The 20,875-nt window shown below is 68.0% G+C and carries 20 protein-coding genes; 9 read left to right on the forward strand and 11 right to left on the reverse strand.

Annotation, left to right across the window (positions count from 1 at the left end; all coding sequences use genetic code 11):
- The first annotated feature begins 6 nt into the window (after positions 1–6).
- From I1A62_RS37070 to I1A62_RS37085, 4 genes are all read left to right on the forward strand, one after another.
- Positions 7–2,964, forward strand: a complete 2,958-nt coding sequence (locus tag I1A62_RS37070) for a CHAT domain-containing protein (RefSeq protein WP_219457220.1) — start codon at positions 7–9, stop codon at positions 2,962–2,964.
- Positions 2,965–3,043: 79 nt separating this feature from the next.
- Positions 3,044–4,930 (forward strand): DNA/RNA non-specific endonuclease, encoded by a 1,887-nt coding sequence (locus I1A62_RS37075; RefSeq protein ID WP_219457222.1) that lies wholly within the window; start codon positions 3,044–3,046, stop codon positions 4,928–4,930.
- 22 nt (positions 4,931–4,952) lie between these two features.
- Positions 4,953–6,272: a zinc metalloprotease gene (locus I1A62_RS37080; protein ID WP_219457224.1), complete on the forward strand. Its 1,320-nt coding sequence runs from the start codon at positions 4,953–4,955 to the stop codon at positions 6,270–6,272.
- Between the two features lie 54 nt (positions 6,273–6,326).
- On the forward strand, positions 6,327–6,695 hold the full coding sequence (locus I1A62_RS37085; protein WP_219457226.1) for a hypothetical protein: 369 nt from the start codon (positions 6,327–6,329) through the stop codon (positions 6,693–6,695).
- A 6-nt stretch (positions 6,696–6,701) separates the two neighbouring features.
- On the opposite strand, the gene I1A62_RS37090 is transcribed toward I1A62_RS37085, so the two are convergent.
- Genes I1A62_RS37090 through I1A62_RS37110 form a run of 5 tightly spaced genes read right to left on the reverse strand, consistent with a single transcriptional unit; the run spans position 6,702 to position 12,826 of the window.
- Positions 6,702–7,307: a hypothetical protein gene (locus I1A62_RS37090; RefSeq protein WP_219461629.1), complete on the reverse strand. Its 606-nt coding sequence runs from the start codon at positions 7,305–7,307 to the stop codon at positions 6,702–6,704.
- Positions 7,308–7,356: 49 nt separating this feature from the next.
- On the reverse strand, positions 7,357–9,042 hold the full coding sequence (locus I1A62_RS37095) for an ABC transporter family substrate-binding protein (RefSeq protein ID WP_219457228.1): 1,686 nt from the start codon (positions 9,040–9,042) through the stop codon (positions 7,357–7,359).
- Positions 9,043–9,072: 30 nt separating this feature from the next.
- Positions 9,073–10,929, reverse strand: a complete 1,857-nt coding sequence (locus I1A62_RS37100) for an ABC transporter ATP-binding protein (RefSeq protein WP_219457230.1) — start codon at positions 10,927–10,929, stop codon at positions 9,073–9,075.
- Positions 10,926–11,852 carry an ABC transporter permease gene (locus I1A62_RS37105; protein ID WP_219457232.1) on the reverse strand — a complete coding sequence of 309 codons (927 nt, stop codon included), beginning with the start codon at positions 11,850–11,852 and terminating at the stop codon, positions 10,926–10,928. The genes I1A62_RS37100 and I1A62_RS37105 overlap by 4 nt, the downstream gene beginning before the upstream one ends.
- A complete protein-coding gene (locus I1A62_RS37110) occupies positions 11,849–12,826 on the reverse strand; it encodes an ABC transporter permease (protein ID WP_219457233.1) in 978 nt (325 codons plus the stop codon). The genes I1A62_RS37105 and I1A62_RS37110 overlap by 4 nt, the downstream gene beginning before the upstream one ends.
- An 80-nt stretch (positions 12,827–12,906) precedes the next feature.
- Between I1A62_RS37110 and I1A62_RS37115 the strand changes: the two genes are divergently transcribed.
- Positions 12,907–13,680: a S9 family peptidase gene (locus tag I1A62_RS37115; protein ID WP_219457235.1), complete on the forward strand. Its 774-nt coding sequence runs from the start codon at positions 12,907–12,909 to the stop codon at positions 13,678–13,680.
- A gap of 39 nt (positions 13,681–13,719) precedes the next feature.
- On the opposite strand, the gene I1A62_RS46690 is transcribed toward I1A62_RS37115, so the two are convergent.
- Positions 13,720–13,845 (reverse strand): hypothetical protein, encoded by a 126-nt coding sequence (locus I1A62_RS46690; RefSeq protein ID WP_256974091.1) that lies wholly within the window; start codon positions 13,843–13,845, stop codon positions 13,720–13,722.
- A 138-nt stretch (positions 13,846–13,983) separates the two neighbouring features.
- Here I1A62_RS46690 and I1A62_RS37120 point away from each other — a divergent pair, with 138 nt between their 5' ends.
- Positions 13,984–14,280, forward strand: coding sequence for a SelT/SelW/SelH family protein (locus I1A62_RS37120; protein WP_072937524.1), 297 nt, complete (start codon positions 13,984–13,986; stop codon positions 14,278–14,280).
- Between the two features lie 2 nt (positions 14,281–14,282).
- On the opposite strand, the gene I1A62_RS37125 is transcribed toward I1A62_RS37120, so the two are convergent.
- The gene (locus I1A62_RS37125) at positions 14,283–15,674 is read right to left on the reverse strand and encodes a wax ester/triacylglycerol synthase family O-acyltransferase (RefSeq protein WP_219457237.1); all 1,392 of its coding nucleotides are present in this window, start codon (positions 15,672–15,674) and stop codon (positions 14,283–14,285) included.
- Between the two features lie 504 nt (positions 15,675–16,178).
- On the opposite strand from I1A62_RS37125, the gene I1A62_RS46695 reads away from it, so the two are divergent.
- Positions 16,179–16,433 carry a gamma-glutamyl-gamma-aminobutyrate hydrolase family protein gene (locus I1A62_RS46695; RefSeq protein WP_257890988.1) on the forward strand — a complete coding sequence of 85 codons (255 nt, stop codon included), beginning with the start codon at positions 16,179–16,181 and terminating at the stop codon, positions 16,431–16,433.
- A 36-nt stretch (positions 16,434–16,469) separates the two neighbouring features.
- A complete protein-coding gene (locus I1A62_RS37135; protein WP_124390439.1) occupies positions 16,470–16,874 on the forward strand; it encodes a VOC family protein in 405 nt (134 codons plus the stop codon).
- Positions 16,875–16,877: 3 nt separating this feature from the next.
- Here the strand turns inward: I1A62_RS37135 and I1A62_RS37140 are convergent, their stop codons facing one another.
- The 3 genes from I1A62_RS37140 to I1A62_RS37150 form a co-directional block, all read right to left on the reverse strand.
- Entirely contained in the window at positions 16,878–17,861 is a 984-nt protein-coding gene (locus I1A62_RS37140; RefSeq protein WP_219457238.1) for a sigma-70 family RNA polymerase sigma factor, read from the reverse strand.
- Between the two features lie 61 nt (positions 17,862–17,922).
- Positions 17,923–18,423, reverse strand: a complete 501-nt coding sequence (locus tag I1A62_RS37145; RefSeq protein WP_124390441.1) for an SRPBCC family protein — start codon at positions 18,421–18,423, stop codon at positions 17,923–17,925.
- A complete protein-coding gene (locus I1A62_RS37150; protein WP_087559690.1) occupies positions 18,420–18,737 on the reverse strand; it encodes a helix-turn-helix transcriptional regulator in 318 nt (105 codons plus the stop codon). The genes I1A62_RS37145 and I1A62_RS37150 overlap by 4 nt, the downstream gene beginning before the upstream one ends.
- A gap of 209 nt (positions 18,738–18,946) precedes the next feature.
- On the opposite strand from I1A62_RS37150, the gene I1A62_RS37155 reads away from it, so the two are divergent.
- Positions 18,947–20,374 (forward strand): alkaline phosphatase PhoX, encoded by a 1,428-nt coding sequence (locus I1A62_RS37155; RefSeq protein ID WP_219457240.1) that lies wholly within the window; start codon positions 18,947–18,949, stop codon positions 20,372–20,374.
- Between the two features lie 45 nt (positions 20,375–20,419).
- Here the strand turns inward: I1A62_RS37155 and I1A62_RS37160 are convergent, their stop codons facing one another.
- Positions 20,420–20,875, reverse strand: a complete 456-nt coding sequence (locus I1A62_RS37160; protein ID WP_219457242.1) for a GtrA family protein — start codon at positions 20,873–20,875, stop codon at positions 20,420–20,422.

A 20,875-nucleotide genomic window follows, 5' to 3' on the forward strand; every position in this document is an offset into this window, starting at 1 on the left:
GGAAACATGAGACCCGCAACCGGTTTCGAGGAACTGGAGATCAGCGTTCTCCGGGCGGGCGACCACGTCTGGCTGTCGGCACAGTCCTGGATGGGCTCGGTGTTCGCGGTGCGGCGAGAGATCCCGGAATGGAAACTGCCGAACGACGTCACGGGAAAGACGATCGACGCGCCGTCCGGATGGCTGACCGACACCGTCCGGCACGCGCGCACCGACGCCGCGGCCCACGCGCTCGACGTCGGGAAAGTGCTGACGGATCTGGTGTTCGGGATCTCCGAGATCGAAACGCTGCTGCAGCAGAGCCGGGGACTCGCCGGGCGGGCGGGAACTCAGCTGCTCGTGCGGATCCTCGCTGCGCCACAGGAAGTGTGCGCCTGGCCGTGGGAGTTGCTGCTGGATCCGCAACGCCCCGACCAGTTCCTTGCCATGGCGCGCGACGTCCACGTGGTGCGGTCCGGACGGTCGCGCACGTACCCGATCCGGCAGACGCCGATCGTGCCGCCGCTCAATCTCCTGCTGGTGATGTCGAGTCCGCTGCGGGAGGGCCCCGAGGATTCCGAGGCCCCGTTCGACCTGTATGCCGAGAAACGCAGCCTGCTGGCGGAACTGCGGCCCCTGGTCGATCGTGGTCTGCTCCGGGTGGTGGTCGAGGACCGCCCGTCCGTCGAACGTCTCCGCAGTCGAATGGGCATGCAGAGACGAGGCTTTCACCTCTTCCACTATCTCGGTCACGCCAATCCGGACGGTCTGAAGGTGGAGCGGCGCAACGGGCGCGGGATGCTCCTGCCGAGCCAGGAGTTCGCGCTGCTGTTGCAGCAACTGCCAGACCTCCGGCTTGCGGTGTTCGCGGGCTGCGAGACCGCCCGCGCGCCGGACGGGGCCACCGACGACGACCCGTGGCCGGGGCCGCTGTCGTCGGCCGACATCTGCGTGCGTGATGCGTGCCCGATGGTGATCGGCATGCAGGCGGTGCTGCCGTTCCGGACGGAGCGACTGCTGACACGCTTCTTCTACGAGGCACTGACCGCCGGCCAGCCCGTCGCCGAGGCGTTGCGGCTGGCGCGGCTCGCCATCAACGGCGACGAGAACAGCGGCGACCCTTTGCTCGACTGGGCGGTGCCCTGCCTGTTCGTCGGTGGGAGCGAGCCCGGCGCGATCATCGACCCGGACGCGAAGGCCCGGCCGGAACCGTCGCCCCGCCGGATCTCGCGGCGGATCGGGATCCGCCAGGGCGAACTCCGCTTCATCTCCCGCCTCGCGGAGTTGCGGGAGGGAGTGGACGTGCTGTCCGGGCGGACGTCCGCCCGATTGCTGCACGTGGTCGGGATGCCCTCCACCGGAAAGACCGCCCTCCTGGACCGCGTGCTCGAAGAGCTCGAACCGCAGATCGCGCACCTGTTCGTCAGCACGAAACGGCTGCTCGCGAAACCCGACCCGCTCCACGAACTGTCCCGGCTCGTCGCCGAGCTGTTGGACGACGCCGGGGTGCGCACCGCCCGGCAGGGCAGGCTCAGCGCCGGTGACTGGTGGGAGCGACTACTCGACGACCTCACCGAAGTCCCCACGGCGATCGTCGTCGACGACGGAGACCTGCTTGTCGGCGACGCCCCCGGCGCCCCGGACCTCCTCGCCGCCCTGGTTCTGCTGACCCAACGTCGTGGCGACGCGCGGCTCGCCGTGGCGACCACCGGGGAACTCGCCGGACTGACCGACTCGCTCCGCGCCGCCGAAGTGCGCACGATCCGCCTCGACGCCCTGTCCTGGCCCGAAGTGTGGCAATGGATCCGGCGCAACCTGCCCACGCTGACGCGCTACCCGGAGCAGGACCTCTCCCGGCTCTACACCGACGTGCGGCACCTGGAACTGTGGGAGCAACTGGCGGATCTCGCCGCCCAGAACGGCACGTTCGAACCGCGGGACCTGCCGTTGCTCGTCCGGCAACTCGGTGTCGGCGCCGCGAAGCCGGCACCGCCGGTGACGAATGGGTCCGACTTCTTCGGCGCCGGCTCCGGGGCACCCGAGGCAGAGGCGGCCGCTGCGGCGCCGGTGCGGCACGCACTGCGGTTGGCGGTGGCAGGCCCGTTCACCGCCGGGCGCCGTGAGGAGATCGCGGTGGCCGTCACGCAGTGCGCCATCCGGCACGACGTTCCGGGCCGGGTGGTGGCCGGCGAGACGGGGCAGGGCGAATCGGCGCTGGCCGAACTCCTGCCTCAGGAGCTGGCGTTCGCGCACGGCGTCCCGTCCGAGCGCGACGTCTGCCGGTGGATGGAGGACGCGGCCCGCGCCGACGCGGACATCCTGGTGTTCGACTACGGCAACGCGGTCCCGTCGGACGCGCAGAACGCCGTCATCGCGCGCCTGGTCGGCGACGGAAAACTCGTGATCGTCTCGGGTGACCACTCGGACGAGTCGGCGTATCCCGCGTGGAGTGCGGACGCGGTCGCCGTCGGTGCCGTCGAGGACGACGGCACCCTCACCCACGAAACCCCGTACTTCCCCGACGCGGGCAAACCCGACGTCTACGCGCCGCGGACGATCACCGGGACGACGTGCGAGCGACTCGTCGACCGACCGGAGATGGAGGGCACGACCTTCGCCGCGCTGTATGTGGCCGTCGCGGCGATGCTGGTGTGGGCGACCGACCGCGACCTGGCCGCGCGGGACGTCCGGGCGCTGCTGGTCGACACGGCGACACCGATACCGACGGCGCGGGGTGACACCGCGAAGCAACTCGACGTCGAGGCGGCACTGGACAGCGCGCGGCGGGAGGTCATCGTCGGCGCGCTCGGATCGGACGCACTCGAACTCGGGCAGTTGCTCGCGGAAATCCCGATCCGCCCGGAACTGGCGGTTCCGTTGCTCGACGCCCTGGTGGCCGACGGCACCCGCATTCGGCGGGTCGTCCGGAACGGCGTCGAACAATACGAACCCGCAGGCGCCGCGGCCGGACCGAGAAACGAGTAGTCGGCTACGCATGACCGGTCGGGCCGCGGCGAGAAGGCTGGCAAGCACACCGAGCCGCCGCCTACGTGAGGACCGAGCCATGACCACCATCGATACGCCCACGGGAACGTTCGAGGCGGAACGGCAACGACAACACGATGCGGCAGAACTACGTGCACGGGAACGGGCACCCCAGCGTGGCGAGCACGTGGACGCACTCAACGGTCCCGGCGGTGTCGCCGTGGCGGATACGCCCGAACGGATCGCGAAGCGGGTGGACCGGCTCGGTCGCTACTACGGCGAGAGTGACGGGGAGTCGGACACCAGGGTTCTCGAGAAGATCCTGGGCACAGCCGATTTCGTCGGCGCCCGCTACCTCGATGCCGGCGTCGCCGCCGCCCGGTCCATCGGACGGGTGAACATCCGCGACGCACGGGGAACCCTGCAGGGCTACGGCACCGGCTTCCTCGTCTCACCTGCCCTGTTGCTCACCAACCACCACGTGCTGCCGGACGCCGACACCGCCCGCAGCAGCGTGATCGAGTTCGACTACCAGGACGGCGTCGACGGCAAACCGCGTCCTGTGCAGATGTTTCCGCTGGATCCGGGACGGTTCTACCTCGCCGACCGGGACCGCGATTTCGCGCTGGTCGCGGTCGGGGCCGAGCCCGGGACACTCGCGCAGTTCGGTTTCAGCCCGCTGATCCAGGCGGAGGGCAAGGCCGTCATCGGTGAGTTCGTGACCATCGTGCAGCATCCCCGCGGCGAGAAGAAACAGATCGCGCTGCGGGAGAACCGCATCGTCGACATTCCCGAACGGTTCCTGCACTACTCCGCCGACACCGAACCCGGATCCTCGGGATCACCGGTGTTCAACGACCAGTGGGAGGTGGTCGCCCTGCACCACGCGAGTGTGCGGGCGCCGCAGCACACCGAGTTCGGCGGAGTCCTCAACGAGGGGGTGCGAATCAGCCGCATACTCGAATACGTGCGTGCGCAGAACCTGTCCCCGCAGTCGCGGGACCTCGTCGACGAGGTTGTCGGCGCCGAGCGGACGGCACAGGTGGTGCGCCCGGTGCTCGACCACGAACGGGAAGTGACCGTCCGGGTTCCCCTCGAGATCACGGTGCGCCTCGGATCCGTCGAGTCACCGGCCGCCGCGCCGGAAGCGATCTCGATCGATCCGAACTACGGCACCCGGGGTGGGTACGACGAGAACTTCCTGCGGGTGCCGCTACCACTGCCGCGGCCCGAGGTGCCTGCGGTGGCGTCGCCGGAGTTGAAGTATCACCACTTCAGCGTCGTGATGCACCGCGAGCGGGCGCTGGCGCTGTTCACCGCCGTGAACATCGACGGGCGGCAGTCGCAGAGCCTCCGGCGCGACAGCGACCGATGGATCCTCGACCCCCGGCTTCCCGCCGATCAGCAGACGGGGGAGGACGTGTACCGCGACAATCCGCTCGACCGGGGGCACCTCGTGCGGCGTCTCGACCCGGCCTGGGGCCCGCTGGCGAAGGCGGCGAACGACGACACGTTCCACTTCACCAATTGCACTCCGCAACACCACAGTTTCAATGCGGGGCAGACGTTGTGGCTGGGACTCGAGGACTATGTCCTGAAGAACGCGGACAACGCCGATCTGTCCGTCACCGTCGTGACCGGGCCCGTCCTCGCTCCGGACGACCCGAAGTATCGCGGTGTGGCGCTGCCACGGCAATTCTGGAAGACGGTGGCCATGGTGAAGCCGGACGGCAGCCTCTCGGTCACCGGATACCTGCTCAGCCAGGCAGCCCTGCTCGACGAGTTCGCCGAGGGGGAGGAGGCGTTCTCCTACGGTGCGTACCGAACGTTCCAGGTACCCGTCCGGCGGATCGCCCGATTGACCGGCCTGGGCCTGGACCCCTACATCGCGGCCGACCCGCTCGAACGGATCGAGGCGAGCAGCCTGCCCCGCGAACTGATCCGTCCCCAGGACCTGATCCTCTGAAACCGGAAGGGAACCCGACATCATGAGCACCAACGAACCAGCGGTCGAACTGCCGACCCGCCGCACGTGCGGGGCGATGGACGTGCACCGCCGGCTGCTGACCGAGTCGGAGTCGTATCGCATCGCCCGCTCGGAGATCGAGAACCAGAGCATCGAACTGGAGCCGTTGCAGTCGATCGCCGCCCGCGGGCCCGTACGGATTCCGGTGGTCGTGCACGTGGTGTCGAAGACCGCGGCGCAGAACATCTCCGACGCGCAGATCGACAGCCAGATCGCGGTGCTCAACAAGGACTTCCGCGCCACCAACGACGACATCGACACCGTTCCGCCCGTGTTCGAGCACCTGATCGGCGACGCCGGCATCGAATTCTTCCTCGCCGACACCGACCCGGACGGACGGCCGGCGAACGGAATCACCCGCACCGCAACCGAAGTCGACTCGTTCGACCAGAACGACGGCGTGAAGTCCGCGGAGACCGGCGGCGCCGATCCGTGGCCGACGCAGAGGTACCTCAACATCTGGGTCTGCGCGCTCGGCGGTGGTCTGCTCGGCTACGCGCAGTTCCCCGGCGGCCCCGTCTCCACCGACGGTGTCGTGATCACGTACACCGCGTTCGGGACGACGGGCACCGCGCGGGCCCCGTTCGACCTCGGGCGCACCACGACCCACGAGATCGGGCACTACCTCAACCTCTTCCACATCTGGGGCGACGACGGCACCGGGTGCCGGGGCTCCGACGAGGTCGCCGACACCCCCAATCAGGGCGGGCAGAACGTCGGGATGCCGCGATTCCCGCACGTCAGTTGTGGGAACGGCCCCCACGGCGACTTGTTCATGGATTACATGGACTACACGGACGACGCGGGGATGGTGATGTTCACCAAGGGGCAGGGCGCCCGGATGGGTGCGTGCCTGGACGGCGTCCGGAAGCAGTTGTGGACCGGTCGGGCCGCGAGTCCGGCCGTCTCCGCGCTGGTCGCACCGGCCGCGGCGGGACGCTGGCGGCATTCCTTCGAGGAGGATCACGACGGAGTCCGCGTGTACCGGCCCGCAGGATTCGACTTCCCGCGGGCGAGAGGGCGTGGCGGGATCGAATTCCGGCCGGACGGATCGTTCGTCGACTGGGCGATCGGCCGGGGCGACGCCGACGAACCACGGGAAGGAACGTGGGTGCCCGCGGACGACGACGGGCGGCTCGAGGTGACCACGGTGGCGGGCGGCACGCGCACTGTTCGAGTGGTCCGGTTCGACGAGGACCGCCTCGAATTGGACATCGGTGACGTAGCGGCCGGAGGTACCTGCGGAGATATAATTCTCGGACCTGGTATTCACACTCAGTGACGCGGTTCCGCCGTACTCGGGGAGACGGATTGGCGCGCCCCGAAAGGAATTCCGATGTCTACTCGAAAAGTGCTGGGTCGGTTGGGGGCAGTGCTCGCCGTCGCGGGCGCACTGTCGTTCGCGGTGCCCGGTGCCGCCTCCGCCGCGCCCTTCGTCCCCGGCTCGATGTCGACGTGCGCCCCCGGAGCGTGGCTCACGTTCAATGCCGAACGGGTCGGACCCGACCGGATCCGGTACACCACCGCCGCGCCGTTCGCGCAGTGGAACGGCGCCGTCGTCCAGTTCACGAACCTCACCACCGGGTTCCGGGGTGTCGCGTTCGTCAACGACCCGGTACCGGCAGCGGTGGGATTCGGGCCGGTGCTGAGTGAGGTCGCCGGGCTGCTGCCGTGCTTCGTCAGCTCGGGCGTCACGATGTCGTAGACCGCCTCAGCTGGGGTCGGAGCCCCGGATGGCCGCCAGCCACACGGCGACGGCCGCGGCCACGCACGTCGCGCCGGCGAACGCGGGAAGTCCGCCGCCCGCGACGTATACCCACAGTGCCCCGGCGAACGGCGCCGCCACCGCGAACTGGGCGTCGAGAAGGAGTCTGCGGGCGGGCCGGACGGCGCCCCGGGCGCGCACCGGACCGTCCGGATCCGGGCGCGACGGGTTGTCGATCAACCGGCCGGGCGGCTCCGAACGACGCGCCCGCCCGGCCGGGAGCAGGCGACGGCCCTCCCACGCCACCACGGTGCGACGGCCGGCGTCGTGCACGGTCGCCGCGGTCGGGGTCGGCAGGGTGATCAGGGCGGGATCGAAGAACACCGGAATCCACAGTGAACCCGGTTCCTCGCGGACCTCGATCCAGGACCTGCTGGTCAGCCGATGCTGCTGGCGAACCCGGTGCACCGTGGCCGGCCGTCCCGGACCCGACGTCGGCCGGGTGGCTGCGAACCACGTGTAGCCGGTGACCCCGAGCACCGCCGCCGCCACGACGACCACTGCGCTGAGCTGATCGGCGTCGGCAACCATGGCGAACACGCCGCACACCAGCAGTGCACCCACGGCGACGGCCACCGGGTAGCGCACGGCCGCGAACCCGCTAATTCAGGAAGCCGATCTTGGTGTAGTCGTAGGACGCGAGACCGGCGGCGCCGAAGTTCGCCAGGTTGTCGCGCACCGCGACGTTGCCCGGCGCCTGCATCAGCGGCAGCGAGAACCCCTCCTCGAACACTTCGGTGTCGACCTCGTTGGCCAGTTCGATCGCCTTCTGCGGGTCGAGTTCCGAGATGGTCCGCTCGATCAGCGCGTTCAGTTCGGGCGAACCGATCCGGCCGTAATTGCCCTGCAGGTCGTCGGGGTTGTACGCGTAGATCTGCGGGAGGCCGCTGAGCGGGAACGGATCACCTACCCAGGAGAATTGGGCGAGGTCGAAGTCGCCGGGCTGGATGACGTCGGTGAAGAACCCGGTGCCGCCGCGGGTGTCGATGTTCAGTTTGGCGCCGATCTGCGCGAGGTTCTGCTGGACGATCTGCGCGATCTGGACCCAGGTGGTCGACTGGTACATCACGTCGCGGATCTCGAGCCTGCGTCCGTCCTTCTCCCGGAACTCGCCGTTGAGTTTCCAGCCGAGTTCGTCGAGCCGCCGTGCGGCCTCCTCGGGGTCGTAGGCGACGGCCGCGCTGTTGTCCTGGTAGCCCTGCTGACCGCTGAGGTAGACGTGGTTGTTCAGCGGCTTCGGGTCGTCGACCAGACCGTTCTGGATCGCGGTCGCGATGCCCTGCCGGTCGATGCCCTTGGACAGCGCCACCCGCAATTCCGGATCGGCGAGGATCGATCCGTCCGCGCCGTTGAACGTGATGTGCGAGAACTGGGTTCCCGGCGCCCGGCGGATCGCGATGCCGTCCGATCCCTCCGCCGTCTTCACCTCGTCGATCGTGGCCAGCCCGGACGCGTCGATCTCGTTGTTCTGCAGCGCGGGAATGCGCGCGGAGTCGTCGAGCACGCTGTACGTGATGGTGTCGAGTTTCGGGGTGTTACCCCACCACGCGGGGTTGCGGCCCAACGTGATCCGGTTCTGCGCCCGGTCGATCGACGCGATCTGGAACGGTCCCGACGTCACCGTAATCCCGTCGCGCAGGCTCGTGTTGAACGCCTCGGGGGTGGCGGTGGCCGATTTCGGGTAGAGCATCGAATTGCCCGCGAACTGGCCCCGCCATTCGGCGTACGGCTCGGCGAACGTGATCACCGCCTGACGGTCGTCGACGCCGCGCTCGACCCGGTCCACCCGCTCGAACCCGGACGTGTTCGCGATCAGGAATTCCTTGTTCTTCCCGCTGAGCGCCGCGGCCTGAGACTGGATGTCCTCCCACGTGATCGGGGTGCCGTCGGACCACACCGCCTTCGGGTCGATCGTGTACGTGACCTGCTGGGGATCGGTGCCGGTGAGCGCGACGTCGACGAAGTAGTCGTGATTCACCGACAGGGCCCCCGCGGCGTCGGTGCCGAACGCGCGGGGCATCATCGGCTTCAGCATGCCGCCGATCTCGGAGTCGTTGCCGTCGTTGGACAGCGTGTTGAAATTCGGGGGGAAACCCGACAACGCCAGCCGCAGGTTTCCGCCGTCGCGCAATTCGCTGGGGTCGTGCGGATTGATGTCGTTGGTGGTGCCGAGCGACCCCGACCCCGTCCCGGAGCCGCCGGTGTCCGAACCCCCGCAGCCGGCGAGAACGAGGCCGACGGCCAGGAACGATACCGCGAGGCGGGTGCGCGCCGAACGAATCCTCATGGATGTGCCCTTCCTCGAAGTTCGCTGACCCTAGTGTGCCAAATCGGTCGGATCCGGAACGGGGATTGCCGCGAGCAGTGCCCGGGTGTACTCGTGCTGCGGATCCTCGAAAATCGTCTGCGCGGCCCCCGACTCGACGATCCTGCCCCGGTACATCACCGCGACGTCGTGCGCGATGTTGCGGACCACCGACAGGTCGTGGGAGACGAACAGGTACGACATGCCCCGCTGCTCCTGCAGGTCGCGCAGCAGGTTGAGCACCCCGGCCTGGATGGAGACGTCGAGCGAAGACACCGGTTCGTCCAGGAACAGCAGTTCCGGATCGAGGGCGAGTGCCCGGGCGATGCTGATCCGCTGCTTCTGGCCGCCCGAGAAGTCGGCCGGATACCGGTCGGCGTGCTCGCGTCGCAACCCCACCAGGTCGAGCAGTTCCGGTACCCGGCGGCCGATCTCCTCGCGCCCGCGCCCGTCCAGTCGCAGCGGCTCGGCGAGCACGTCGAACACCGGCAGCCGGGGGTCCAGGGACGCCGTCGGATCCTGGAAGACGACGGCCATCTTCCGCCGGAGGGCGCGCCTGCGATGGGCGCTCAGCGCCGCGACGTCGGCACCCAGCACCTCGATCGACCCGGATTCCGGCGCGGACAGGTCGAGGACCTGCGTCAACGTCGTCGATTTGCCGGAGCCGGATTCGCCCACCAACGCCAGTGTGCGACCCGCACGGATGTCGAACGTGATGCCGTCGACCGCCCGGATCTCGCCGTGCTTGCGGCGGAACACCAGACCGCTGGTGATCGGATACGTCTTCACCAGATCGGTCACCTGCAGCACCACCCGGTGCTCGGGTTGTGTCCTCGTGGTGGGGGCGGGGGCCGGCTGATCCCGCCGATACGCCGTGAAGAGGTCGCGGGTGCCGCTCTCGTCGACGCGGATGCACGCCGCCCGGTGGGCCGGCCCGGTCGCGACGAGTTCCGGTTCGGCGAGCAGGCAGGCGTCCACGGCGAGCGGGCAGCGCGGCGCGAACGTGCAACCGGGCGGCAGCGAATGCAGCGCGGGCGGGGCGCCGGCGATCGAGACCAGGCGGCTCCGGATCGGCGCGTCCATCCGCGGGACGGACACGAGTAGTCCTGCGGTGTAGGGCATTCGGGGTTCGGCGAACAGTTCCCGCACCGGCGCCGACTCCACCACCCGGCCCGCGTACATCACCACCACGCGGTCGGCGAGGGTCGCCGCGATGCCCATGTCGTGGGTGATCATCACGACACCGGCGCCGGTGAGATCACGCGCCTTGCGCAGCAGGTTCAGGATCTGCGCCTGCACGGTCACGTCGAGGGCGGTGGTCGGTTCGTCGCAGATGATCAGCGCGGGATCGTTCGCGATCGCGATGGCGATCACCACGCGCTGGCGCATGCCGCCGGAGAACTCGTGCGGAAAGGCCTTGGCGCGCAGCGCCGGATCGGGGATCCCGACCAGATCGAGCAGGTCGACGGCGCGCTGCTCGGCGTCCTTCTTGCCGCTCGCCCGGCCGTGGACGAGCAGCGCCTCGGCGATCTGGTCGCCGACCCGGTACACCGGCGTCAACGCGGACAGCGGGTCCTGGAACACCATGCTGACCGACTTCCCACGCAGCGCCGACAGTTCCTTGTCACCCATGCCCAGCAACTCGCGGCCCTGCAACCGGATGGATCCGGTGACGCGCGCGTGCTCGGGCAGCAGACCCATCACCGCGAGGGACGCCACTGACTTGCCCGAACCCGACTCACCGACGATGGCGAGCACCTCGCCGTCGGAGACGGTATAGCTGATGTCGCGGACCGCCTCGATCCGGCCCTCCTCGCTGGGAAAGCTGACCCGCAGGTTCTCGATGTCGAGCAGCGGTTGCCCGGTCACCGCTTCGCCTTTTTCCTTTTCTTGCGGGACCGGGCCCGCTTGGAGGTGGGGTCGACCGCGTCGCGGAGACCGTCGCCCACCAGGTTCGCCGACAGCACGGTGATCACCAGCAGTCCGCCCGCGAACATGAACAGCCACGGGTAGGTGAGGGCGGATTCGGTGCCATCGGCGATCAGCGACCCGAGTGAGATGTCCGGTTTCTGCACGCCGAACCCGAGGAAGCTGAGCCCGGTCTCGGCGAGGATCGCGGCGCCGACGTTCAGGGTCGCGTCGATGATCAGGATCGACGCGATGTTCGGGACGATGTGACTGGTGATGATCTTGTGCGTCGGTGCCCCCATGTACCGGGCGGCCTGCACGAATTCCCGCTCGCGCAGGCTCAGCGTCATCCCGCGGACCATCCGGGCGGTGATCATCCAGCCGAACACCGCCAGCAGCAGGATCAGCAGGACGATCGAACTCGACGACTTCAGCCGGGGAGTGAACACGGCGATGATGATGAAGCTGGGAACGACGAGCAGCAGATCGACCAGCCACATGATCACCCGATCCGGCCAGCCGCCGACATACCCGGCCAGCGCACCGACGAGGGCGGCGATGGCGGTGGAGAACAGCGCGACGCAGATGCCGATGATCAGCGACTTCTGCAGCCCGCGCAGCGTCTGCGCGAGCACGTCCTGCCCGATCTGGTTGGTGCCGAACGGATGTTCGGCGCTCGGCGGTTGCAGCAGCGCCGTGTAGTCGAGTTGCTGATAGTCGTAGGGGAGCAGGTACGGTCCGACGAAACTGGCGACGAACAGCAACAGCAGGACGCACACCCCGGCGATGGCGGGTTTGTTCCGGAGAAACCGCCGGAACAGCAGGGTCCGGCGACCGACTGCCGACACCGCCGCGTCGGTGGACGCGATCTGGATCTCGGTCACCCGACACGCACCCTCGGGTCCAGCGCCGCGTACACCACGTCCGAGAGCAGCCCCGACAACAGCACGATCAACCCGGTGAACGACGTGATCGCGACGACGATGTTGGTGTCCTGATTGTCGATACCGATCACGATCCACTCGCCGATGCCGTGCCAGCCGAAGATCTTCTCGGTGAACGTGGCCCCGACGACCAGCGCCCCGAACCCGTACGCGAACAGGGTCGCCATTGGGATCAGCGCCGTCCGCAGTCCGTGCTTGAGCAGCGCCGCCCGCCGGGTCAGCCCCTTCGCCCGCGCGGTCCGGATGAAGTCGCTGCCCAGAACGTCGAGCATCGCGTTGCGTTGATACCGGCTGTAGCCGGCGATGCTGCCCAGCGCCAGCGCGATGGTCGGCAGCGCGAGATGCTGCACCCGGTCGACGAACTGCGGCCAGAACCCGGTGATCGTGCTGGCCGAGGATTCCCCCGTGTACAGGAAGATCTGGTTGCCGGTGGCCGAGTTGATCTGGAGAGCACCGTATTTCAGCAGGGTCGCCACGAGGAACACGGGCGCACTGAGAATCAGCAGCGACACGACGGTGCTGAAGTAGTCGCTGAACTTGTACTGCCGGATCGCACCCGCAGCGCCGATCAGCACCCCCAGCACCGCCCCGATGACGGAACCGAGGATCAGCAATCGCATGCTCACCAGGATCCGGCGGCCCAACTCGTCCGACACCGGCTGACCCGTGATGGTGGTGCCGAAGTCGCCGTGCACCACACCGCCCAGCCAGTTCACGTACCGCACTGGGATCGGGTCGTCCAGGTGCAGTTCGGCGGCCTTCGCGTCGATCACCGATTGCGGCGGCCGGGGGTTGCGCTGTTCCAGGCTGTCGAGTGGGCGGAAGGTGAGCGAGGTGAGGCTGAACGTCAGGAACGACGCCAGCAGCAACAGCACCACGTAGTTGAGCGCACGTCGTAGCAGGAATCCGGTCATCGATCCCCCTCACAACTAGGGCTCAACGCTACGAAGTATAGGAGCGCGCGCGTCGCGTCGTCGCTTGTTAGCGTGGCGGTGTGACAATTCGTGCCGGCGCCGTCGAACCGGTGACGCGGCGCACGGCACACCACACCGGGTACGACGAGCACGCGGTGACGGTCCCGCGGTCCGGCGATCGTGCGCTGATCGCGGTGCCGCGCGGGGCGACGCCGTCGGCGGTCGCGTACTACCTGCACGGGCGGACGGGGGACGAGAGGTCGATCGACGACCGCGCCGGGATGCGGGACGGTCTGCTCGACGCCGGCTACGTGGTCGCGAGCCCGTACCTGTACGGCGACCGGTGGGGAAACCGGTCGGCGCAGGACGCGGTGGTCGCGCTGGACGAGTGGGTGTCCCGGCGGTGGCCGGTGACGCGGCGGTTCCTGATCGGCGAGTCGATGGGCGGTCACGCCGCCGCCAACGCCGTGCGCCTGCGTGAGGTGCCGTGGGACGGTGCGGTGTTCATCGCCCCGTCCCTGTCGCTGCGCGCGGTGTGGGAACGAGGCGAGCACGGACGCGACACCGTGCGGGACGCGTTCGACCTGTCCGCGGACGGGCACGACCTCGAACCGAAGACCGAGAACTGGGACGCCGTCCGGCACCGGCCGGGAGATTATGTGGGAGTACCCATTCGGGTGTACGCGTCGCGGGAGGACGAGGTCGCGAACATCGCCGGCGTCACGGGGCCGTGGGTCGAGATGATCCGCCGCGGCTCGGACTCCGTCGAATTCGTCGAGGTGAGCGGCCCGCACGTGTCGGAAGACCACTTCCGGGCCGCGGAGATCGTGGAGTTCTTCGGGACGATCCGGTGAACGCGGGGAGGCCTTCGCGGCGAAGGCCTCCCCGGCCGTTCACGCCTCGGTGCGGTGCGTGGTGTCGAGACGGAAGATGTTGGTGAAGAAGTCCTTGACGGCCTGGATCTTCTCGTTGGTCAGGTCGAGGGCGTGGCGACGCGATTCTTCGAGCGCGGTGGGCATGGCGGCTTCCTTTCGTCGAGGGGGCACAGCATGGCGATCGACAGTCTGCCCCACCATGCTGACGCCCGCATGACGAACAGGTGTCGCGCGTGCAACTCGAACAGCAAGCGGGGGAGCGTGTTCGGTTAACCTGGCACGATGACGACGAGCAGCGCAGACGGCCGGGTCGCGATCACCTACTGCACTCAGTGCCAATGGTTGTTGCGTGCAGCGTGGATGGCGCAGGAACTACTCGGCACGTTCGGGCAGGAACTCGGCGAGGTCGCACTCGTCCCCGGCACCGGAGGGATCTTCCGCATCACCGTCGACGACGACCTGATCTGGGACCGCAAAGAGCAGGGCGGCTTCCCCGACATCACCGTACTCAAGCAGCTGGTCCGCGACCGGGTAGCGCCCGACCGCGATCTCGGGCACAGCGACCGGAAGACCCCCTGACGTCAGATCCCGACGGCACGCTCCAGTGCGCGCAGTTCGTGTCCGAGCCGGGCCGGGATCGACTTCAGGTCCGGCACGGCGCTGCGGCAGCCGGTGACACCGAACGAGATGATGTCGTCGTTGCTGGTGCACGTGATGTTCAGGCCCTGGCCGTCGACGGGCACCGACAGCGGGTAGATGGCGTCGAGCCGCGCACCGTTCCAGTACAGCGGTGAGCTGGGGCCCGGAACGTTGGAGATGATCAGGTTGAACGGCGGGCGCACCCGCGAGTTGTGCCCGAACAGCATGCTCGCGCCGATCGGTGCCGCCCCGAGCGCGCTCATCGCGAGGATCTGCGTGGCGGTCATCGAGCCGTAGGCTTCCTTGCCCTCGCGCATGGAGGTCCGGATGGTCTCGAGCCGGTCCGCCGGTTCGCACAGGTGGGTGCCGAGGTTGCACATGAGCACCCCGATGTTGTTGCCGGTCGCCGCCTCGCGCTGACTCTTCAGCGACACCGGCACCATCGCGATCAACGGCTCGGCGGGCAGGGCGTTCTGATCCTCGAGGTAGCTGCGGAGCGCTCCCGAGGACATCGCGAGCACGACGTCGTTGATGGTGCTGTCGGACAGCTTGGCGACGAGGCGGAGACGTTCGAGCGGCCACGACTGCGCCGCGAACTGGCGGGCGCCGGTGATCGGGACGTTGAACGGGGTCTTCGGCGCGGACAGGGCGAGCGGGCCACCCTGGTCACGGAAGGCGCGGGACACGGTGCCGGCGAGCGCGGGCACGAGGCCGGCGACCTCACCGACCGTCTCACGGGCGGTGCGGATGGTGGAACCGGCGAGGCCCGACAGGCTGAAGCCCTTCGACGGCGTCCGCTGCGGGCGCGGGCCGCGCGGCTGCCACGGGGCGGGCACGTCCCGGTCGTCCGAGTTCTCGCTGAGCGCGTTGCGCAGCATCTTCATGGCGGTGACGCCGTCGGCGACCGCGTGGTGGATCTTGGTGTAGACCGCGAACCGTCCGTCGCTCAATCCCTCGATCAGGTGCATCTCCCACAACGGGCGGCTGCGGTCGAGCAGCGATCCGTGCAGCCGTGAGCACAGGGCCATCAGCTCGGCCTCGCCGCCGGGGGCGGGCAGTGCGTCGTGCCGGATGTGGTGACCGAGGTCGATGTCGTCGACGGTCTCCCAGCTCCACTGGCCGAGCGAGGAGAAGGATCGGCGGGCCCGCTTGGCGAGCCGGGGGGTGACGATTCCGTCGCCCTCGGCGAGCGCGCGGTCGAGCATCGCGCGCATGTCGTACGTGTCGGCGCCGTCGGGGAGCTGGAAGATCTCCACGCCGCCGACATGCATCGGGTGCTCTCGGGACTCGCCGAGAAGGAACATCGAGTCGAGGGGGGACATGGGGAGCGGCATCTATTGCCCTTTCCATCCCGTAGACGACTTCCCGGATCGCAGGAGGGCTCGTCTGTGGTCTGAGGTAAACGGGAGATGGTGACGTTCCGTTTGTCAGGGACCACCACCGGATAACTAATTGATATGGGACGGGTCACGAAAGCGTGACGTCGTATTTCTACAGGTTTCGGGTGAGCCATGCCACTAGACAAGCGTCCAGTTTGGCGGGTGTCATTCGGGTGATCGACACCGAACATGAACTCCGTGTGAACATCCCAATTTTGTGCACTCAGTGCGGAATTCGTCGGTGGCAAAGCTGCCTAGGGCCGAAAGTCCCTACTTGGTAAGAATTGTGGCATGACCAAGCCATGGGCAATTGTTGAACATGTGCCGTTCGAAGGGCCGGCCCTCGTCGGAACTCTGCTGGCAGAGCGGGGAATTCGATTTATCGAGTACCCCACGTACCGAGCGTCGGAACTCCCGGCCCTCCACGACATCGGCGGCCTCGTGGTGATGGGCGGTCCGATGGGCGCGCTCGACGACGTTACCCGCCCGCAACTTCCGCGAGAGCGAAACTTCATCAAAAAAATTGTGGACGCCGGTCTCCCGATGCTCGGGATCTGCCTCGGCGCGCAACTTCTCGCGGCCTCGTTCGGTAGTCCGACCCGCGGCGGCCGGACGGAACATGATCGGTTCGTTCCTCGACCTCGCCGAGAGCTGACAGAATCGGGCGCGCGGGCGCCGATGAGTTTCGCGCACCGCCGTGGTCTGTATCGATGACTTCCGCACTGGGCGGAACCCGAGAAGGAGAATCACATGTCCCGGATGCTCTTCGTGAACCTGCCGATCAAGAACCTCGACGCGACCAAGCAGTTCTTCGGCGGACTCGGATTCGAGTTCAACGCCACGTTCAGCGACGATTCCTGCACCGCCATGGTGATCAACGAGTCCACGTCCGTGATGCTCCTCGTAGAGTCTCGGTTCAAGGACTTCATCGAAGGCGGCATCTGCGACACCTCGAAGGCCGTCGAGGCGCTGCTGTGTATCTCGGCCGACAGCCGCGAGGAGGTCGACAGCCTGGTCGACAAGGCCATTGCCTCAGGTGGGTCGGCGTGGGGCAAGCTCCAGGACGAAGGCTTCATGTACGGTCGCGCGTTCCGTGACCTGGACGGCCACGTCTGGGAGGTCATGTGGATGGATCCGGCCGCCGTGCCGGCGTAGGGATCAGGCGGGCGGGGTCTCCGGCAGTCCGAACTTCTCGAACAGATCGATGTCGAAGAAGCAGACGACGTGGGAGACCCCGTCGGCCGTCACGTCGAGGACGTGCAGCTGAAACGGACGATGGACCCCGTCCTCCCCGCGCATGTACAGGCCGAGCGCCGGCTGTCCGTTGGCCACCGTCGGCACCAGTCGCATGTCGCCTCGAGCCTTGGCCGGGCACTTCTCGCTGACCAGGGTGCCGATCGCGGTCCCGCCGCGGTACCACCCCTCGAACGGCGGCATCTCCCAGACGGCGTCCTTGGTGAACAGTTCGACGATCCCGTCGATGTCGTAGTTCTCGAACGCGGCCACGTACCGGTCGAGCAGTTCGCGTTCCTCGGGAGACTCCGGTTCGACGAGCGTGTCCGCCGACGGTGTGGCCAGTTCGAGTTGCGTCCGGGCACGCTGCAGCAGGCTGTTGACCGCCGTCGTGGTGGTGCCAAGGGCCGTCGCGACCTCCGACGCCTTCCACTGCAACACGTCGCGGAGGACGAGAACAGCGCGCTGACGTGCAGGAAGATGCTGAAGGGCGGCGATGAACGCCAACCGCACCGACTCGCGCGACGTCACGACGGTGGCGGGATCGCTCGCGTCGTCGTCGATGAGACGGTTGGGGAGCGGCCCGAGCCACGGCACCTCGTGCCGTTCGACGAGTTCGGCGGTCGGGTCGGAGTCGGGAGCGCCCAGACCGCTCGGCAGCGGACGCTTCGATCTGTTCTGCAACGCCGTCAGGCAGGTGTTGGTGGCGATCTTGTACAGCCACGTCCGCAGCGACGCCTGCTGCTGGTAGCCCTCGTAGCCGCGCCAGGCCCGGATGAACGTCTCCTGCATCTGGTCTTCGGCATCGTGAAGTGAGCCCATCATGCGATAACAATGGGCGAGCAACTCGCGCCGGTAAGGGTCGGCGAGTGCGAGGAATTCCCCGTCGAGCGACTGCGCAGCCGTCATGGTTGGAGCTTACTGCGGCCGTCCGACAGATGTCGGGCCCTCGCGCCCGCCGACCCGGTGTTCAGCCCCAGTTCACCATCGGCTGACCCGTCTCGAGCAGTGTCTTCATTCCGCTCAGCACCTCGTTCCAGCCGCCGCCCGCGCCCTCGGGTTCGTGCCTGCCCGCGACCATCTCCGCCAGGCCCGGCGCATTGGTGAGGTCGTGTGTGACAGTCAGTTTCGCGACTCCGGGCCTGCTCGACTGCACGATCTCGTAGGTCAGCGTGGTGAACCCCTCCACGTTGTCGGCGTCCATCAGCATCCGCCACGTCTGGACCAGTTTCTTCGGCGGATCGGATTCGATCACCTCGCCGTCGACGATCACGTCCGGAACGCCGGGGTATTCCTTCATCGCGTCGTCCGCACGCGTGCGGAACGTCCCGCCCGCGCGGAGGTCGTAGTCGACGAGGCCGCCGTACCCGTACTGCTGCGACCACTCGGGCTTCGTGATGGCCTCCCAGATGGCCTCCGGGGTCGCCTTGATGTAGACGGCGTAGATCTGGATTGCGTCGGCGGTAGTCATTTCTCTTCCTCCAGTTCGGATTTCAGCTGAGCGAGCGCCGAGGTGTGACGCTCGGTGTACTTGTCGATCCACCGGTTGTGGATCAGCTGTATCGGCACAGGATTGAGGTAGTGAAGTTTCTCCCGGCCGGAGCGGCGCGTGACGACGAGTCCCGCGTCTTCGAGCACACGCAGATGCTTCATGACCCCGAATCGCGTCATCTCGACCTGCGACTCGAGCTCGGTGAGCGTCTGACCGTCCTGGGCGAACAATCGGTCGAGTATCAGGCGGCGGGTCGGATCGGCCAGCGCCTTGAAGACGTGATCGTCGTCCATGCATCGAGAATAGGTGACCATTTAGTCACATGTCAACGGTTGTGCGGCTTCGCCGCCCGTGAGTACTTGTTAACCGCGGGCGGTTAAGAAGTACTCACGGGCGAAGTTCGCACTTGGTTCATCCGCCCGTCACGATGCGTCCACGAAGGCGGGCACCGCGGTACCTACCGTCCTGAGGATCCGGTTCGTCACCATGGAGGTTTCACACAGTGTCCACTGCACCACTCAACCGCCGCGGATTCCTCGGTCGCACCGCGCTCACCGGCCTCGGTGTGGCACTCGCCGGAAGCGTCGACGCCCTCGTCCGCCCGGCGTTCGCGTCCGCGGCACCGGGACAGGCGATCGGCTACGGACCGCTCGTGCCGGACCCGAACCGCATTCTCTCTCTCCCGGTGGGCTTTTCGTACACCGTCGTCTCCCGCTCGGGTGAGACGCAGCTGGACGGTGGCGTACCGGTGCCGAGCGACCCCGACGCGATCGGGGTGTTCGCGCGACCCGGCGGTTCCACGCTCGTCACCAACCACGAGATCGGCAGCGACGAACCGTTCGGCGTGCCGGCTCTCGACGGACTGACGTACGACACGGGGGCGCGCGGCGGTACCACCACGACTGCGGTCGGTGCCGACGGCGCACGGCAGGGCCAGTACGTCAGCGTCGCGGGCACCGTGAACAACTGCGCCGGCGGCATCACGCCCTGGGGGACGTGGTTGACCTGCGAGGAGACGGAGGCGCGCGCGGGGGAGGGCGGGTTCCTGCTCGACCACGGCTACGTCTTCGAGGTGGACCCGGCGAGCCAGGACGCGAACAGGGGCAAAAGTCCTGTGCCGCTGAAGTTCCTGGGGCGCTACGCGCACGAGGCGGTGGCGGTGGATCCGGCGTCGAGCACCATCTACCTCACAGAGGATGCGTCCGGGCCGAACGGGCTGTACTACCGGTGGACGCCGCCGCAAGGATTCCGCGGCGGACCGAACGCGTTGCGCGAACTCGCCGAATCTCCGGGCGGCGACACCGCGGGCGCACTCCAGGCGATGGCCTGCTTCCAGGGCGGAACCCACGTCCCCGACCTGTCGCAGGCCACCGAGCCGGGCACCGTGTACTCCGTGCAGTGGGTCGGGGTGCCGGACCGTGACGCCACGAGCACGTCGGTGCGCAAGCAGTTCGGGAACGACGCCGTAACCCGGAGTCGCAAGCTGGAGGGGCAGTGGTGGGGCGACGGCGGCGCCTACTTCGTCGCGAGCTACGCACGGACCAGCGACGGCAGCGTCGCCGAGCACGACGGCCAGGTGTGGTTCTTCGACCCGGCCAAGCAGACGGTCACGCTGAAGACCCTGTTCGGTGTCAACCCCGATCCCGCCGTGGACACCGGCAACTACGACGGGCCCGACAACATCACGGTCTCGCCGTACGGCGGCGTGATTCTCGCGGAGGACGGCGAAGGTATCAGCCACCTCGTCGGCGTCACGGCGGAGGGAGAGCCGTTCGCGATGGCCCGGAACGAGTTGAACGACAGCGAATTCTGCGGTCCGGCATTCAGCGCCGACGGCAGGATCCTGTTCGCGAACATCCAGTCGCCGGGGCTGACGCTGGCGATCACCGGTCCGTGGCACCGACCCACGACCTCGATCTTCGGGTCCTGACCCCCAGCCGTGAGTACTTATTAACCACGGGCGGTTAACAAGTACTCACAGGCCGGAGGCAAAAACCCAGCCGCGGAGGGCGAGGAATCTCAGCCCGCCGACGACGGCGCTGACGGCGATGACGAGCGCGACCTGCGCGAGGCCGTCGGCGCCGGGGAAGAGCGTGTGCAGGAGGGCGAGCGCGAGGGAGCTGACGCCCAGCCCGATCAGGGCGAGGGTCCCGCCCTCCCACTGCGCGACGAACCAGCGGACGCGGTCGGCGGCCCGGAAGGTGAGCCGCCGGTGGAGTTCGTTGGCCAACATCGAACTGGTCACCACGCCGACCAGGTTGGCGACGAACGACCCGTACACGTCGAGGGTGAAGAACGCGAGAGCGTAGAGCACATTGCTCGCGCTGCCCACCAGCGTGAACCGGGTCAACTGAGCGAACACGCCGCCGGCCCGCCCACGTAGAGGGGGATACGTGGGCGAGCCGACGGCGTCGTGGAACTGAACGATCAT

Origin of the sequence: Rhodococcus sp. USK10 (assembly GCF_019378875.1) — a bacterium.
GTDB classification, from domain to species: domain Bacteria; phylum Actinomycetota; class Actinomycetes; order Mycobacteriales; family Mycobacteriaceae; genus Rhodococcus_F; species Rhodococcus_F pseudokoreensis.